This window comes from Rhizobium sp. N122 (assembly GCF_002211295.1).
Classification (GTDB): Bacteria; Pseudomonadota; Alphaproteobacteria; order Rhizobiales; family Rhizobiaceae; genus Rhizobium.
Genome location: NZ_LOKU01000034.1, coordinates 238161 through 251571, shown reverse-complemented (window position 1 = coordinate 251571; position 13411 = coordinate 238161). Strand labels below are relative to the sequence as shown.

The window sequence follows — 13411 nt, the reverse complement described above, 5'->3', positions numbered from 1 at the left end:
GCCATGACGACTTACGATTATATCATCGTCGGAGGCGGATCCTCGGGCTGCGTGCTGGCAAACCGGCTGTCGGAAAATGCGGCGCACAAGGTGCTCCTGATCGAGTCCGGCCGCCGCGACGCCGATCCGTGGATCCATATTCCCGCCACCTTCTTCAAGGTGCTGGGCAAGGGGATCGACATCCATCCCTATGCATCGAACCCCGACAAGGGCCTGAACGGCCGGCCGAGCATCGTGCCGCAAGGCAATGTGCTCGGCGGCGGCAGCTCGGTCAATGCGATGATCTATATTCGCGGCCATCGCAATGACTACGACACCTGGTCGCAGATGGGCTGCGAGGGCTGGTCCTATGACGATGTGCTTCCGGCCTTCCGCTCGCTGGAGCACAATGAGCGGCTGAACGGCCAATTCCACGGCAAGAAGGGCGGCCTGCACGTCTCCGATCCCCGCCATCGGCATCCGCTGAGCGAGGCCTTCGTCCAGGCGGCGACCGAAATCGGCATTCCCCATAATGACGATTTCAATGGCGCCGATCAGGCGGGGGTCGGCTTCTATCAGAGCACCACCCATGGCGGCCGGCGCTGGAGCTCGGCTCAGGCCTTTCTGCGCGAGGCGGAGAAGCGGCCGAATCTCACCGTGCTGACCGAGCGCAAGGTGGCGCGCCTGCTGTTCGAGGGGCAGAGGGCGACCGGCGTGGAACTGCTCGATGGTGCGACCTTCAAGGCGTCGCGCGAAATCGCGCTCACCGCAGGCGCCATCGCCACGCCGAAGATCCTGCAATTGTCGGGGATCGGCGACGGTGCGCATCTTGCCGCGCTGGGCATCCCGGTGATCGCCGATCTGCCGGGGGTCGGCGCCAATTATCAGGATCATCTCGAAGTGCCGGTACAAGGCGAGACGCGCGAGCCGATCTCGATCCTCGGCCACGACAGGGGCCTGCGGGCCGCCGGCCATATGCTGCGCTATCTCACCTCGCATCGCGGGCTGCTGTCGTCCAATGTCGTCGAATGCGGCGGCTTCGTCGATACCGCAGGCACCGGCCAGCCGGATGTGCAGTTCCATGTGCTGCCGGTGCTGATCGGCTTCGTCGACCGCGAAGCGGAGCCCGGCCACGGCCTCAGCATCGGGCCGTGTTACCTCCGGCCGCGGTCGCGCGGCTGGATCAGGCTGAAAAGCGCCGATCCCAGCGAGCAGACCGATTTCAACGCCAATCTGCTGTCTGATCCCGCCGATATCGAGACACTGGTGCGCGGTGTCGAAACGGCAATCCGCATCCTCGATGCCCCGGCGCTCGCCAAGCTGGTCAAGCGCCGCGTGCTGCCGAAGCCCGGCGTCGAGAAAGATCCGGAGGCCCTGCGCGACTACATCAGGCAATCGGCCAAGACCGTCTTCCATCCGGCGGGAACGGCGCGCATGGGCCGCGCTGATGATCGCATGGCGGTCGTCGGATCGGATCTCAAGGTGCGCGGCGTCGAGGGGCTGCGCGTCTGCGACGCCTCGGTGATGCCGACGCTGGTGTCGGGCAATACCAACGCGCCGACGATGATGATTGCGGCAAAGGCTGCCGCGTTCATGACAGGAAAGACGATTTCCGGCTGAGCCCGAAATCCCGATCGCACGACCCCGTGGGGAGCGGGGCAACAACTGGAGGAGACAATGCCTATGACGCTCGATCCCGCCAACATCAATCGCGAGACGGCTTCGGCCGCCGTGCGGGGGATCAAGGGCTTCAAGAGCGATATCTTTTGCGCGCCCTGGTATTTCGGTGACGGCCAGACCCGCCACAACGCCAATTCGACGACGCGCATGGCCGTCAGCGAGGGCGGCAAGTGGAAAGTCGTCTCCGACTGCGCGCCGTCGCCCGATCCTGAGCTGAAGGACATCCGCGCCTTCGAAAAGTCCGCCGGTCTCAACTGAGCCTGCGTCCGCCATCATGCTCCGCGGCATCACCCGCGGAGCATGATAAGTCCCAGAGGATCGCCCATGAACATTCTTCCTTTCATCATTTCGGGGCTCGGGATCGGTGCGGTCTATGCCCTGTCCGGCGTCGGCCTCGTCGTGCTGTTTCGCGCGACCGGCGTTCTCAATTTCGCTTTCGGCGCCTTCGGCGCGATCGGCGCACATTGCGCCTGGCAGTTGCTCGAATGGAAGATGCCGCTCGGCGTCGCCATCCTTGCCGCCGTTGCCGTCTCGACGGCGATCAGTTTCCTCTATGGCCGGGTCTTCGCGCCGATGCTGTCGCATCGCGACACCGTCGTGCGCGCCGTCGGCACGCTAGCGCCGGCGCTCGTCCTGATCGCAGTCATGGGTGTCACCTGGGGCGAGCTTCCCCGTCGCCTGCAGTTTCCGACCGATCAGATGTTCGTGTCGCTCTTTGCCGTGCGCCTCACCTACACCCGCATCATCGCTCTTCTTCTTGCCGTCGCCATGGTCGTTGCGATCACCTTGCTGCTTTCCCGCACGCGCCTCGGTCTCGACATGCGCGCCCTTGCGAATGACCGCGACCTCAGCGCGGTGCTCGGCGTGCGCGTCCTCCATACCGAGACAGCCGCCTGGATCATCACCGGCATCTTCTCAGGCCTCGCCGGCATGTTGCTGGCCGATCTCGTGCGCCTGCAGGGCACGTTCTTGACGCTATTGGTCATCCCGGCAATCGCCGCGGCGATCCTTGGCCAGTTGCGTTCGCTCTGGGAAACGGCGGTCGCCGGCATTCTGATCGGCATTGCCGAGGCGGCGCTGACGCCGATTGCCTGGATATCGCCCTATCGAGCGGCAGCACCCTTCATTATCGCGCTCGCCGCCGTCACGATCCTGGGAGGCACGGCGAAGGCCGCGTTGAAAGACCGATGAGCGTTCAGCCGCAAACAATCGCCTCCAAGGCCGAAGGCCCGCCGATGATGCGCCTGCCGAAGCAGCTTCTGCATGTTCCCGTGACGATGGCGCTCTTCGCAGCCATGGTCGCTTTTCTTGCCAATTCCTTCTGGCTTTCGGCGGCAACCTCGGCCGTCGCGCTGTCGCTGTCGGTTGCCGGTCTTGCCATTCTCTATGGTCAGCTCGGCCTGGTTTCGCTCTGCCAGTTCGCCCTCGTCGGCGTCGGCGGCTGGGTAACGCTGCGCATCGGCCATGCCTTTCATCCACCTTTTGAAGTGAGCCTGCTTGCCGGCGGCATCGTCGCCTCCGTGGTGGGATTGGCCTTCGGCGTACCGGCACTCAGGCTGCGCGGTCTTTATCTCGCACTCGTGACGCTGATGCTCGCCGGCGCCTTCCAGATCATTATCAGTGCCTGGGGTTTCCCCGATGGCGGTCCCGGTTTTCTCGGCCGGGCCGACGGTTCGGGCCGCGAGATGCTGGCAAGGCCTGCAATGGCCGGCGGCGAGATTGCCTATTTCCTCTATGTCTGCGCGGCAGCGGCGATCGGTCTTTTGATCGCGCAATGGCATAAGCTTGCGCGTCCCGGCAGGGCCTGGGCGCTGATCCGCAAGGGCGAGACAGTCGCCGTCGCCAGCGGCGTCAACGTGCTGGTCTACAAGGCCTGGGCCTTTGCGCTCAGCGGCTTGCTCGCCGGCCTTGCCGGCGGGTTGCTGGCCGGCAATGTCGGCCAACTGGACGGGCGCGCCTTCGGCGCCTTCGAAAGCCTCAATCTCTTCGCGCTCGCCATCGTTGGCGGCGTCTTCAACTGGTATGGCGCGCTGATCGCCGGCCTGCTGCTGCGGGCGGTGCCGGCGCTGCTCACCGATCTCGGCATCGACGGCTACGTCACGATCGGCATTTTCGGCGTCGCGCTGTTCCATGCACTGGCGACGGCGCCGGCCGGCATAGCCGGCCAGATCGCGGCATTGATCGCCCGTCTGAACAGCGGCCTATCGAAGGGGAGGGGACGATGATCACCATCGACAATCTCGTCGTTCAGTTCGGCGGCGTGAGGCCGATCAACGAACTCAGCGCGGTGCTGACGGCGCCGGTCGCGGGGCTGATCGGCCCGAACGGCGCCGGCAAGACGACGCTGCTCAACGTGCTTTCCGGCTTCGTCCGGCCGGTTCAAGGGACCGTGTCGCTCGGCGCTCAGCCACTGTTGCCGATGTCGCCGCTCCAGCGCGTACGCGCCGGCTTGCGCCGTTCATTCCAGACCGAACAGGTCGTCGAAGACCTGACCGTCGCCGGCAATATCGCAGCGATCGCCGATCACGTCGTCAGCGCTGCGCATCGTTCCGAAGCGGTGGATGAGGCTCTCTCCTTCGTTGGCCTGGCCGTGGCTGCCGACCGGCTGGGACAATCGCTCAATCTTTTCCAGCGCCGCCTGGTCGAGCTGGGGAAATGCGTCGTCGGCAAGCCGAGACTAATCCTGCTGGACGAGCCGGCCGCCGGCCTGACCGAGGAGGAGGGGAAGGCGTTTCGCGAGCTGGTGCTGCGCATCCCCATGGAATTCAAAGCGCAGGTTCTGGTCATCGACCATGACGTCGATCTCATTCGATCCATGTGCAGCGAAACCATGGTACTCGACTACGGCAAGCTGCTGGCGCTCGGCCCGACGCAGACCGTGCTGGCCGATCCGAACGTGCGGCGCGCCTATCTGGGGGAGTTCTGAAATGAGCGGGATTTCCGAGGTCAGCGTCGAAAACCTCGCCGTCGAACGCGGCGGCAAACGCGTCATCCACGACATCTCCTTTTCGGTCGCGGCCGGCAAGGTGACGACCCTGCTCGGCGCCAACGGAGCGGGCAAGTCGAGCACGGTCATGGCCATGGCGGGCGTTCTGCCACGCGGCGGGGCGGTGCGTCTGGGCGACATCGCGCTCGAAGGTTTTGCGCCCGACCGCATTCGCCGCGCGGGCCTTGCGCTCGTTCCCGAGGGGCATCGCGTGCTGGGGCAACTGTCCGTGGAGGACAATATCCTCGTCGCCGCGCTTGAGCCTTCCACGGCGGCGCGGCGGCAAGGGCTGGAGCGCGCCTATGAGATCTTCCCCGAGCTTGCCGAACGCCGGCGCCAGTCGGCATCCGATCTCTCCGGCGGCCAGAAGCAGATGGTGGCGATGGCGCAGGCTTTCGTCGCCAAGCCGCGTTTCATGATCGTCGACGAGCTTTCGCTGGGCCTGGCGCCTGCCGTGGTCAAGCGTCTGGCCGAGGCGCTGAAGATCGCCGCTGCCGGCGGCATCGGCGTGCTGCTGATCGAGCAATTCGCCAATCTCGCGCTGGATCTTGCCGACAAGGCGCTCGTGCTGGAGCGCGGTCGCCTTGTCTTCGACGGTCCCGCCGCGAGGCTGAAAGCCCAGCCGGACATACTCCACGGCGCCTATCTGGCGAGCTGAGGCGAGGGAGCCGTCATGCGTTTTTTCGGCCGATCACCGCCACGTCGACACCGCTCGGGGCCAAGAGTTCGCCGGGCTTGCCCGCGCGCTGTTCGGCAATGTCAGGCTCGATTTCACGGCGGCCGACGAGGAGAAGAGTTTGATGCTCTCGGCCATGCTGGGAGCCTGCCGCCTGACCCGGCTGGAAGCCGATCGGCATGTGGTTTTCGGCGAGCGAGTGACGGCGGGGCCCGATGATCCCGACGCCATCAAGCTGATCCTGCAGACCGAAGGCAGCGCCTCGATCACCCAAGGTGGTTTGCACGCGCCGGTCTCCATCAATGCGCTTGTGATCTATGATCCGCGCCGTCCCTATGTGCTGACCAACAGCACGCCGGTCCGCCAATTGCTGCTGCAACTGCCGCGGCAGGCGCTGCCGCAGGCCGCGGTCGAGCGGCTGGCCGCGCCATTCACCGCGCATGCCGAGCATGACGGCATGTGCGGCATTCTGCTGTCGCTGATGGAAACGACCATGCACGAGATCGGCCAGCTCGACGAAGCGCGGCGTTCGAGCGTCGGCCAGACGATGATTGATCTCGTTCGCACGATGATCGGCGAGGGGCGGCCGGAGGGACTGGTCGCTAATCCCCTCGATCTGCTGCTGGCGCGTATCAAGGATTTCATCGCCGGGAATATCGCCCGGCCCGATCTCACCGTCGCCATGATCGCGCGGCGCATGGGCTGCTCCGTGCGTTACATCTATCGCGCATTCGAGGCCGAACGGCTGACGCCGTCCGATTATATCTGGGACTTGCGCCTGCAGCAGGCTGCGACCAAGCTGCGCGAGGCCGGCGGCCATAGCGGTGAAATATCCGAGATCGCCTTTGCGCTCGGCTTTTCCTCCAGCGCGCATTTTTCGCGTACTTTCCGCGCCCGCTACGCTGTTTCGCCGTCGCAATGGCGCAAGGCTGCGCTTTCCTGAGGTGGCCCGGCTTTACGCCGGGCCACCTGGATTTTATCGCATCGATTCCGCGACGCGCAGCGTATCGGTAAACTGCTCGAAACGCCGGATCTTGCCGTCCGCGACACGCCAGGCATGGACGACGCGGGCCTTGAAGGATTTACCAGTCTTCCTGTGCATGGCGCTATAGTCGCCGATGGCGATGATGTCGTCGCCGGCGTCGAGAAGACGTTCCAGCTTGAAGGTGTAGCCATCGAATGCCTCACCGAGCGCCTGGAAGACGTTCTTGAAGACCTCTTGCGGGCCGACATAGGTGCCGGCGCAGGGAAAGCCGTCCATCTCCGTCCAGCGGCAGTCGGGAGCGATGTCGGCCAGCATGCCGTCTATATCGCGGCGGTCGTTGGCGTCGTAATGCGCCTTCACGATGTCGAAAGCTCTTCGCATGGTTTGTCCTCACCCCGGGTCCTGGCCCGGCAGGTAATAGGTCATTGAGGCCTTGCGGATGAAAGCGCCGGCCGGGCTGTTCTGGATGCGTCCGTCGCCGGTGATGCCGAGGAATTTGCCGGTCGAGCGCATGTCGTCGAAATTGTAGAAGAAGGTGGAGGCGACCGGGATTTTGAATTCGCGGAAGGTGAAGACGTACTGGTTCTCGTCGAATTTGTAGGTGGTCGTCAGATCGACGTCGCCATGGCCGCGCTGGACGCCGACCAGGCACTGCCAGGCGTAGCGCTTCGATGAAAGGTAAGTGTGTTCGTAGACATGGTTGGGGCTGTAGGTGAAATGCGCCCTGAGCCCGATGAGGTCGCGACTTTCGGCCGGCGCCGGCCCGCTGGCTGCACCGCCCTCGATGACGCCGGGCCGGAAGATCTGCGCCACCTGCGGCTCGCCGGCGGCATCCCTCGCATCGCGGACGATCGAATAGATCGAAAGCGCTCGGCGGGTCCGCACATTGACGATCAGCGTTTCGGCTTCTCTCGGCCGGCCGGCGAAGACGATCTCGATGAAATAAGTATTCGGCGCGACCTCGATCACCTCAGCCTTGTCGGTTGCGCTTTCCTTGCCGTCGGACCATTTGGCCTCGCCTTTGCCCAAGGCAAGGTCCAGCAGGCGGCCGCCGTCGAAGGCGATCTTATAGGACGAGCCGTCAAGCGCTTCGCTCGCCGCCAGGCGGTTCGTGTCGATGCCGTAGGCGAATTCGTCGTAGGTTTTCCAATCCTTCGGATTTTCGTTCATCGTTGTCTCTTCCTATCACTCTGCAAAGGCGAGGGTCGGCAGATCGACCGTGCCGGCGCCGCCGTCGACGGTCAGGATCGCGCCATTGATCATTGAGGCCTCCGACGAGGCCAGGAAGCAGACAGCGTTGGCGACATCCTCGGCGCCTGCCGGGCGACCGAGCGGCACGTCCTTGGTGACGAGCGCATAGGCCTCTTCGACGCTTTTCAGCTGGAATTTCTCGACGATCACCTGCATCTGCTCGTCGGCCATGTCAGTCGTCACCCATCCCGGGCAGACGGTGTTGGTGCGCACGCCCTTGCGGCCGTAGTCGCGCGCCAATGACTTCGCAAGCCCGATGCAACCATGCTTCATCGTGACGTAACCTGCCGCATCCGGCCCGGCGAACAGCCCGGCGATCGAGGCGAGGACGACGATATTGCCCTTGCTCCGGATCAGATGCGGCAGGCATTCGCGGGCGCTGACAAAGGCGGTGTTGAGGTTCATCCGGATGGCGAGGTCCCAGGTCTCATCGGACATGCTGATCGTCGGCCCGACACCGTGGCCACCGGCATTGGCAATCAGAATGTCGAGCCCGCCGAAGGTCTCGACAACAGTTTCGAGTGCTTCCCGCATCGCGGCGCCGTCAGCCGCATCGGCCGTGATGACGCTGGCGCCGATCTCATCGGCAACGGCGCGAAGCGGTTCGGGGCGCCGGCCGACGAGCGCGACATTGCCGCCTTCCCTACGGATGCGCTGGGCGACCGCAGCACCGATGCCGGTGCCGCCGCCGGTGATCAGCGCCGTCTTATTGCTGAAACGCATATCTCTTCCTCCTGGACCTTTCGATCATCATGGTCGAAAGGCCGGGAGGCGTCCTGTCCAGGCGTGCAGTCCGTTTTGACTGAGCGTGCAAAACGCTGCGGGATGCGGGAGAGGTCAGTAGACCTTCACGTCGCCCGCCGGTCTGGCCGGTTCGGCCTTGTGGAAGTCTTCGAGCAGCTTGGCCGTGGCATTGGCCAGCAGCATGACGTCGTTGCCGATCGCGACGAAGGTGGCGCCGAGTTCGAGATAGCGCTTGGAAAGGGCGAGATCGCCGATCAGGATGCCGGCGGCCTTGCCGTGCGACTGGATCCTGGCAAGCGCCTTTTCGACTTCGGCCTGCACTTCGGGCGCGCCCGGTCGGCCGAGATAACCCATGTCGGCGGCGAGATCGGAGGGGCCGATGAAGACGCCGTCGACGCCGTCGGTCGTGGCGATCGCGTCGAGCGCTGCGAGCCCCGCCCGGCTTTCGACCTGCAGCAGCAGGCAGATCTCATCATTGGCGGTCTGGAGGTAGTCTGGAATGCGGTTGAAATCGGAGGCGCGGGCAAGGGCAGCACCGACGCCGCGCACGCCCTGCGGCGGATAACGCACGGCCCGCACCATGGCTTCGGCCATCTCCTTGCTGTCGACCATCGGAATGAGCAGCGTCTGCGCGCCGATATCGAGCATCTGCTTGATGATCCAGGTTTCGCCGACCGGCGGGCGGATCACCGCATGGCTTGCCGATCCCTTCATGGCCTGCAACTGCGAGGCGAGAAGCGGCACGTCGTTCGGCGCATGTTCTGCATCGAGCAGCAGCCAATCGTAACCGGCGCCGGCGCAGATTTCTACCGTATAGGGGCTGGCGAGCGCCTGCCAGAGCCCGATCTGCGCCCGTCCCTCTTTCAGGGCCTGCTTGAAGAGGTTCTTGGGCGCCGGCATGTTTCACTCCTTCATGCAAAATAGAGGCTGACCGAGCCGTAAGGGCCGAAATCGGCATGAATGGTGTCGCCGTGCCGCGCCTCGATCGGACGGATGAATGAACCAGCCAGCACGATCTGTCCAGCCTCGATGCCATCACCATATTGCGCCAGCCGATTGGCGAGCCAGGCGACGCCGCGGGCAGGCTGGTTGAGGACGCCCGCCCCAAGCCCCGTCTCCTCGACCTCGGCATTACGACTGACGATCGCGCCCATCCAGCGCATATCGATCTCATCGGGCCGCGTACCGCGGCCGCCGGTGACGATGCCGGCATTGGCGGCATTGTCGGAAATCGTGTCGACGATGGTGCGCGGCTTCTTCGTCTCCGGATCGACACGCAGGATGCGGGTGTCGAGTATTTCGAGCGCCGGCGTCACGTAGTCGGTGGCATCAAGCACATCGAAGATCGAGATATCAGGGCCGCGCAACGGCGCCTTCATGACAAAGGCGATTTCCGCCTCGATGCGCGGCTGGATGAAGCGATCGGCCGGCACGGTCGCGCCGTCTTCGAAGACCATGTCATCGAAGAGCACGCCGGAATCGGGGATGTCGATATTGAGGGCATATTGCATCGCCTTCGACGTCAGCCCGATCTTCCAGCCGATCGGCTTGCGGCCGCGCGCGATCTTCTTCTTCACCCAGGCGGCTTGCACCGCATAGGCATCGTCCATCGTCATTTGAGGATGCTTCAACGATAGAAGGCCGGTCTGGACACGGGTCCGCTCTGCTTCGTCAAGGTTTAGCGCGGCCTGTTCGATGTCGTTTGACGTCAGCATCTCACACCTCGTCGGCGATGGTGTTTCTCAGGATGCCGAGACCGTCTGCCTCGACTTCGACGACATCGCCTGTTTTCAGCCAGATCGGCGGATCGAAGCGGGCGCCGGCGCCTGTCGGCGTGCCGGTGACGATAACGTCGCCGGGAACGAGCGTGGTGAAAGTGGAGATATAATTGATGATCTTGCGGAAGGAGAAGATCATCCGGCTGGTGCGGTCGCTCTGGCGCACTTCGCCGTTGACGCGGGTTTCGAGCGTGATGTCCTCGAGCTGGGCGGGGTCGGTGAAGGGGATCAGCCAGGGGCCGATCGCGCCGGTGCGATCGAAGTTCTTGCCTTGGGTGACGTTGAATTTGGCATGGCGCACCCAGTCGCGGATCGTGCCTTCATTGCAGAGCGACAGGGCGGCGATGTGGGAGAGGGCATCCGCCTCGGCGATCCGCCGGCCGCCCTTGCCGATGACGATGACGATCTCGCCCTCATAATCGAGCTGCGGGCTTTCCGGCGGCCGGATCAGCGCTTCGCCATGGCCGGTGAAGGAACGGGGGAAACGGATGAAGAGCGAGGGGTTGGAGGGCGCTGTCTGTCCGTCCTTATATTCCTCGTTGCGGTCGGGGAAGTTGACCCCGACGCAGATGATCTTTTCCGGTGACGGAATGGGAATTTCGAAGCGGACGTCGTCAAGCGCGAAATCCGGCTGCAATGATCTGCTCTCCTCGGCGAGCTGAACGAGGCGGCCCGCCTCGATCACCTCGCGAAGGCTCGCCCAGCTTGCGCCGTGGCGAGCCGACAGGTCGATGACGCCGCCCTCGACGGCAAGCCCATAGCCATGACGGCCGTTTCTGGAAAAGGACAGGAATCGTGGATGGGTCATGCTTGTCTCGGGCCTTCTCTTGGCCTCAGGCGATACCGCCGAGGCAGACATATTTGATTTCGGTGAATTCCTCGATGCCGTATTTCGAGCCTTCGCGGCCGAGGCCGGAGAGCTTGACGCCGCCGAAGGGGGCTTCGGCCGTCGAGATCAGCCCGGTATTGACACCGACCATGCCGTATTCCAGCGCCTCGGCGACCCGGAAGACCCGGGCGAGATCCTTGGCGTAGAAATAGGAGGCGAGACCGAATTCGGTGTCGTTGGCCTGGGCGATCACATCGGCTTCGTCCTTGAAGCGGAAGAGCGGCGCCACCGGCCCGAAGGTCTCTTCCCTGGCGACAGCCATGGCAGGGGTGACGTCGGCGAGCACCGTCGCCTCGTAGAAGCGCCCGCCGAGCGGGTGGCGATGGCCGCCGGCAACGACGCGGCCGCCCTTGGACAGCGCATCGGCGACATGTTCCTCGACCTTGGCAAGCGCCGATTCGTCGATCAGCGGGCCGAGATTGATGCCTTCGTCGAAACCGTTGCCGGTCTTCAGCGTTCCCACAGCCTTCGACAGCTTCTCGGCAAAGGCGTCATAAACGCCTTCCTGCACATAGAGGCGGTTGGCGCAGACGCAGGTTTGGCCGTTGTTGCGGAATTTGGCGATCAGCGCACCTTCGACGGCCGCATCGAGATCGGCATCGTCGAAGACGATGAAGGGCGCGTTGCCGCCGAGTTCCAGTCCGAGCTTCTTGATGGTCGGCGCGCTCTGCTTGTAAAGCTCGGCGCCGACTTCGGTGGAGCCGGTGAAAGTCAGCTTGCGCACGACGGGGCTCGCCGTCATCTCGCCGCCGATCGCCCGCGCCGAACCTGTGAGAACGCTGAACAGGCCCTTGGGGAAGCCGGCGCGCTCGGCGAGGATGGCAATGGCGATCGCCGAAAACGGCGTCTGCGACGCCGGCTTCAGCACCATGGCGCAGCCGGCGGCAAAGGCAGGGCCGGCCTTGCGGGTGATCATCGCATTGGGGAAATTCCACGGGGTGATCGCGGCAACGACGCCGATCGGCTGCTTCATGACAAGGATGCGCTTGTCCTTCTGATGGCCGGGAACGATATCGCCATAGACGCGCCGCGCCTCCTCGGCGAACCATTCGATGAAGCTCGCGCCGTAGGCGATTTCGCCCTTGGCTTCAGCCAGCGGCTTACCCTGCTCAGCCGTCAGGATGCGGCCGAGATCGTCCTGGTTCGCCATCATCAGCTCGAACCAGCGCCTGAGGATGATCGACCGCTCCTTGGCTGTGCGGGCTGCCCATTCCTTCTGGGCAACCTCGGCCGCGGCAATCGCCGCCTTCGTCTCGACCGCTCCCAGATTGGGAACGCGGCCGATGATCTCGCCGGTCGCCGGATTATCCACCGCGATCGCATTGTCGCCGGCCTCTATCCACTCGCCGCCGACCAACGCGGCCTGCCGGAACAATGTTGCGTCTTTCAATTCCATGACTCCATCCTCGCCAACGTTGAAAAGCGGGCGATTTCGCCCGCTTTCGGGGTAACCGTTCAAGGCGCGATGATCGGCTGTGCCTTCAAATCAGGCTCGACCACATCGGCGCCGGCGAACAGGCTACCATGTTCGAACCAGGATTTGGGAGCCGGTGCGCCCCAAAGCGTCTGGCGCTGCGGATCCTTGAGGTCCCACTTGATCGGCTCCAGATCGGGATCGACCGTCTGGTAGTCCGAGCAGTAGATCTCGATGCGGTGGCCGTCGGGATCGAGGATGTAGAGGAAGAAGGCATTGGAGATGCCGTGGCGGCCCGGGCCGCGCTCGATATTGGAAACCCAGCCTGTGGTCGCCATCAGGTCGAGCAGGTCGATGATGTTGAGCGGCGTCGGCACCCAGAAAGCGGTGTGGTGCAGGCGCGGGCCGCGGCCGTTGGTGAAAGCGATGTCGTGCACGCCGCCCTTGCGGTGCGTCCAGGCGGCCCAGAGACGGCCAGTCTCGGCATCCTCGGTATATTCGGTGACCCTGAAGCCGAGCTCGTTATAGAAGGCGACGCTTTCGTCGACATTGGGCGAGAAGCAGTTGAAGTGGTCGATGCGCAACGGCTTGACGCCCTTGTAGAGCGCATATTTCTGATGGATCGGCGGCAGGCGATCCATCTTCGAATAGAATTCGAGCGGAATGCCGTGCGGATCGCGGGTGCGGAAGGTGCGCGCCTGATAGGGGCGCTCGATCCATTCCACAGGCAGTCCCTTGTCCTTGAAGAAATGGGCGGCCTTGTCGAGATCCTCATCGCTAAAGACCTTGAAACCAAGGTCGCGGGCTTCGGCCTTGCCGGATTTCTTCAGTACGATGCAATGATGGCCGCGCTCTTCGAGCGCCCTGAGATAGATGGTATCGGCGGTCTCATCCGTCACCTGCAGGCCGAGCGTATCGACGTAGAAGGCGCGGGACTTGGCGAGGTCGGTGACGCCGAGTTCCACATGGCTGAGGCGCACGATGTTGAAGGGCGGATAGAGATTGGGTGTCGGCAGGGGCATGGGTTCC

14 protein-coding genes and 1 pseudogene are annotated in these 13411 nt (G+C 64.0%); 7 read left to right on the top strand and 8 right to left on the bottom strand.

The annotated features are described in order from the left end of the window. Positions 1–3: 3 nt before the first annotated feature. From ATY75_RS22820 to ATY75_RS22790, 7 genes and pseudogenes are all read left to right on the top strand, one after another. Entirely contained in the window at positions 4–1599 is a 1596-nt protein-coding gene (locus tag ATY75_RS22820; protein ID WP_088939322.1) for a GMC family oxidoreductase N-terminal domain-containing protein, read from the top strand. A gap of 63 nt (positions 1600–1662) precedes the next feature. Next, positions 1663–1917, top strand: a pseudogene (locus ATY75_RS22815) (branched-chain amino acid ABC transporter substrate-binding protein); the annotation flags it as partial. A 66-nt stretch (positions 1918–1983) separates the two neighbouring features. Further along, positions 1984–2850 (top strand): branched-chain amino acid ABC transporter permease, encoded by an 867-nt coding sequence (locus tag ATY75_RS22810; protein ID WP_088939321.1) that lies wholly within the window; start codon positions 1984–1986, stop codon positions 2848–2850. Beyond that, positions 2847–3884 carry a branched-chain amino acid ABC transporter permease gene (locus ATY75_RS22805; protein WP_088939320.1) on the top strand — a complete coding sequence of 346 codons (1038 nt, stop codon included), beginning with the start codon at positions 2847–2849 and terminating at the stop codon, positions 3882–3884. Before ATY75_RS22810 ends, ATY75_RS22805 begins: the two co-directional genes overlap by 4 nt. Beyond that, entirely contained in the window at positions 3881–4585 is a 705-nt protein-coding gene (locus ATY75_RS22800; RefSeq protein WP_088939319.1) for an ATP-binding cassette domain-containing protein, read from the top strand. The genes ATY75_RS22805 and ATY75_RS22800 overlap by 4 nt, the downstream gene beginning before the upstream one ends. A gap of 1 nt (position 4586) precedes the next feature. Further along, a complete protein-coding gene (locus tag ATY75_RS22795; protein WP_088939318.1) occupies positions 4587–5303 on the top strand; it encodes an ABC transporter ATP-binding protein in 717 nt (238 codons plus the stop codon). Continuing rightward, positions 5290–6264 (top strand): helix-turn-helix domain-containing protein, encoded by a 975-nt coding sequence (locus ATY75_RS22790; protein WP_088939317.1) that lies wholly within the window; start codon positions 5290–5292, stop codon positions 6262–6264. Before ATY75_RS22795 ends, ATY75_RS22790 begins: the two co-directional genes overlap by 14 nt. 33 nt (positions 6265–6297) lie before the next feature. On the opposite strand, the gene ATY75_RS22785 is transcribed toward ATY75_RS22790, so the two are convergent. The 8 genes from ATY75_RS22785 to hpaD form a co-directional block, all read right to left on the bottom strand. Next, entirely contained in the window at positions 6298–6687 is a 390-nt protein-coding gene (locus ATY75_RS22785) for a nuclear transport factor 2 family protein (protein WP_088939316.1), read from the bottom strand. Positions 6688–6696: 9 nt separating this feature from the next. Continuing rightward, the gene (locus ATY75_RS22780) at positions 6697–7476 is read right to left on the bottom strand and encodes a MoaF C-terminal domain-containing protein (protein ID WP_088939315.1); all 780 of its coding nucleotides are present in this window, start codon (positions 7474–7476) and stop codon (positions 6697–6699) included. Positions 7477–7491: 15 nt separating this feature from the next. After that, positions 7492–8280, bottom strand: a complete 789-nt coding sequence (locus tag ATY75_RS22775; protein WP_088939314.1) for an SDR family NAD(P)-dependent oxidoreductase — start codon at positions 8278–8280, stop codon at positions 7492–7494. A 114-nt stretch (positions 8281–8394) separates the two neighbouring features. Beyond that, positions 8395–9201 carry a 4-hydroxy-2-oxoheptanedioate aldolase gene (hpaI, locus tag ATY75_RS22770; protein WP_088939313.1) on the bottom strand — a complete coding sequence of 269 codons (807 nt, stop codon included), beginning with the start codon at positions 9199–9201 and terminating at the stop codon, positions 8395–8397. Positions 9202–9212: 11 nt separating this feature from the next. Next, on the bottom strand, positions 9213–10016 hold the full coding sequence (hpaH, locus tag ATY75_RS22765) for a 2-oxo-hept-4-ene-1,7-dioate hydratase (RefSeq protein WP_088939312.1): 804 nt from the start codon (positions 10014–10016) through the stop codon (positions 9213–9215). 1 nt (position 10017) lies between these two features. Continuing rightward, positions 10018–10887: a fumarylacetoacetate hydrolase family protein gene (locus ATY75_RS22760; protein WP_088939371.1), complete on the bottom strand. Its 870-nt coding sequence runs from the start codon at positions 10885–10887 to the stop codon at positions 10018–10020. Positions 10888–10912: 25 nt separating this feature from the next. Continuing rightward, a complete protein-coding gene (gene gabD, locus ATY75_RS22755) occupies positions 10913–12364 on the bottom strand; it encodes an NADP-dependent succinate-semialdehyde dehydrogenase (RefSeq protein WP_088939311.1) in 1452 nt (483 codons plus the stop codon). A 59-nt stretch (positions 12365–12423) separates the two neighbouring features. Continuing rightward, positions 12424–13404 carry a 3,4-dihydroxyphenylacetate 2,3-dioxygenase gene (hpaD, locus tag ATY75_RS22750; protein WP_088939310.1) on the bottom strand — a complete coding sequence of 327 codons (981 nt, stop codon included), beginning with the start codon at positions 13402–13404 and terminating at the stop codon, positions 12424–12426. Positions 13405–13411: the final 7 nt, after the last annotated feature.

Coding starts and splice junctions, on each gene's coding strand:
- ATY75_RS22820 (WP_088939322.1), top strand. CDS start 4: ATGACGACTTACGATTATATCATCGTCGGAGGCGGATCCTCGGGCTGC.
- ATY75_RS22810 (WP_088939321.1), top strand. CDS start 1,984: ATGAACATTCTTCCTTTCATCATTTCGGGGCTCGGGATCGGTGCGGTC.
- ATY75_RS22805 (WP_088939320.1), top strand. CDS start 2,847: ATGAGCGTTCAGCCGCAAACAATCGCCTCCAAGGCCGAAGGCCCGCCG.
- ATY75_RS22800 (WP_088939319.1), top strand. CDS start 3,881: ATGATCACCATCGACAATCTCGTCGTTCAGTTCGGCGGCGTGAGGCCG.
- ATY75_RS22795 (WP_088939318.1), top strand. CDS start 4,587: ATGAGCGGGATTTCCGAGGTCAGCGTCGAAAACCTCGCCGTCGAACGC.
- ATY75_RS22785 (WP_088939316.1), bottom strand. CDS start 6,687: ATGCGAAGAGCTTTCGACATCGTGAAGGCGCATTACGACGCCAACGAC.
- ATY75_RS22780 (WP_088939315.1), bottom strand. CDS start 7,476: ATGAACGAAAATCCGAAGGATTGGAAAACCTACGACGAATTCGCCTAC.
- ATY75_RS22775 (WP_088939314.1), bottom strand. CDS start 8,280: ATGCGTTTCAGCAATAAGACGGCGCTGATCACCGGCGGCGGCACCGGC.
- hpaI (WP_088939313.1), bottom strand. CDS start 9,201: ATGCCGGCGCCCAAGAACCTCTTCAAGCAGGCCCTGAAAGAGGGACGG.
- hpaH (WP_088939312.1), bottom strand. CDS start 10,016: ATGCTGACGTCAAACGACATCGAACAGGCCGCGCTAAACCTTGACGAA.
- ATY75_RS22760 (WP_088939371.1), bottom strand. CDS start 10,887: ATGACCCATCCACGATTCCTGTCCTTTTCCAGAAACGGCCGTCATGGC.
- gabD (WP_088939311.1), bottom strand. CDS start 12,364: ATGGAATTGAAAGACGCAACATTGTTCCGGCAGGCCGCGTTGGTCGGC.
- hpaD (WP_088939310.1), bottom strand. CDS start 13,404: ATGCCCCTGCCGACACCCAATCTCTATCCGCCCTTCAACATCGTGCGC.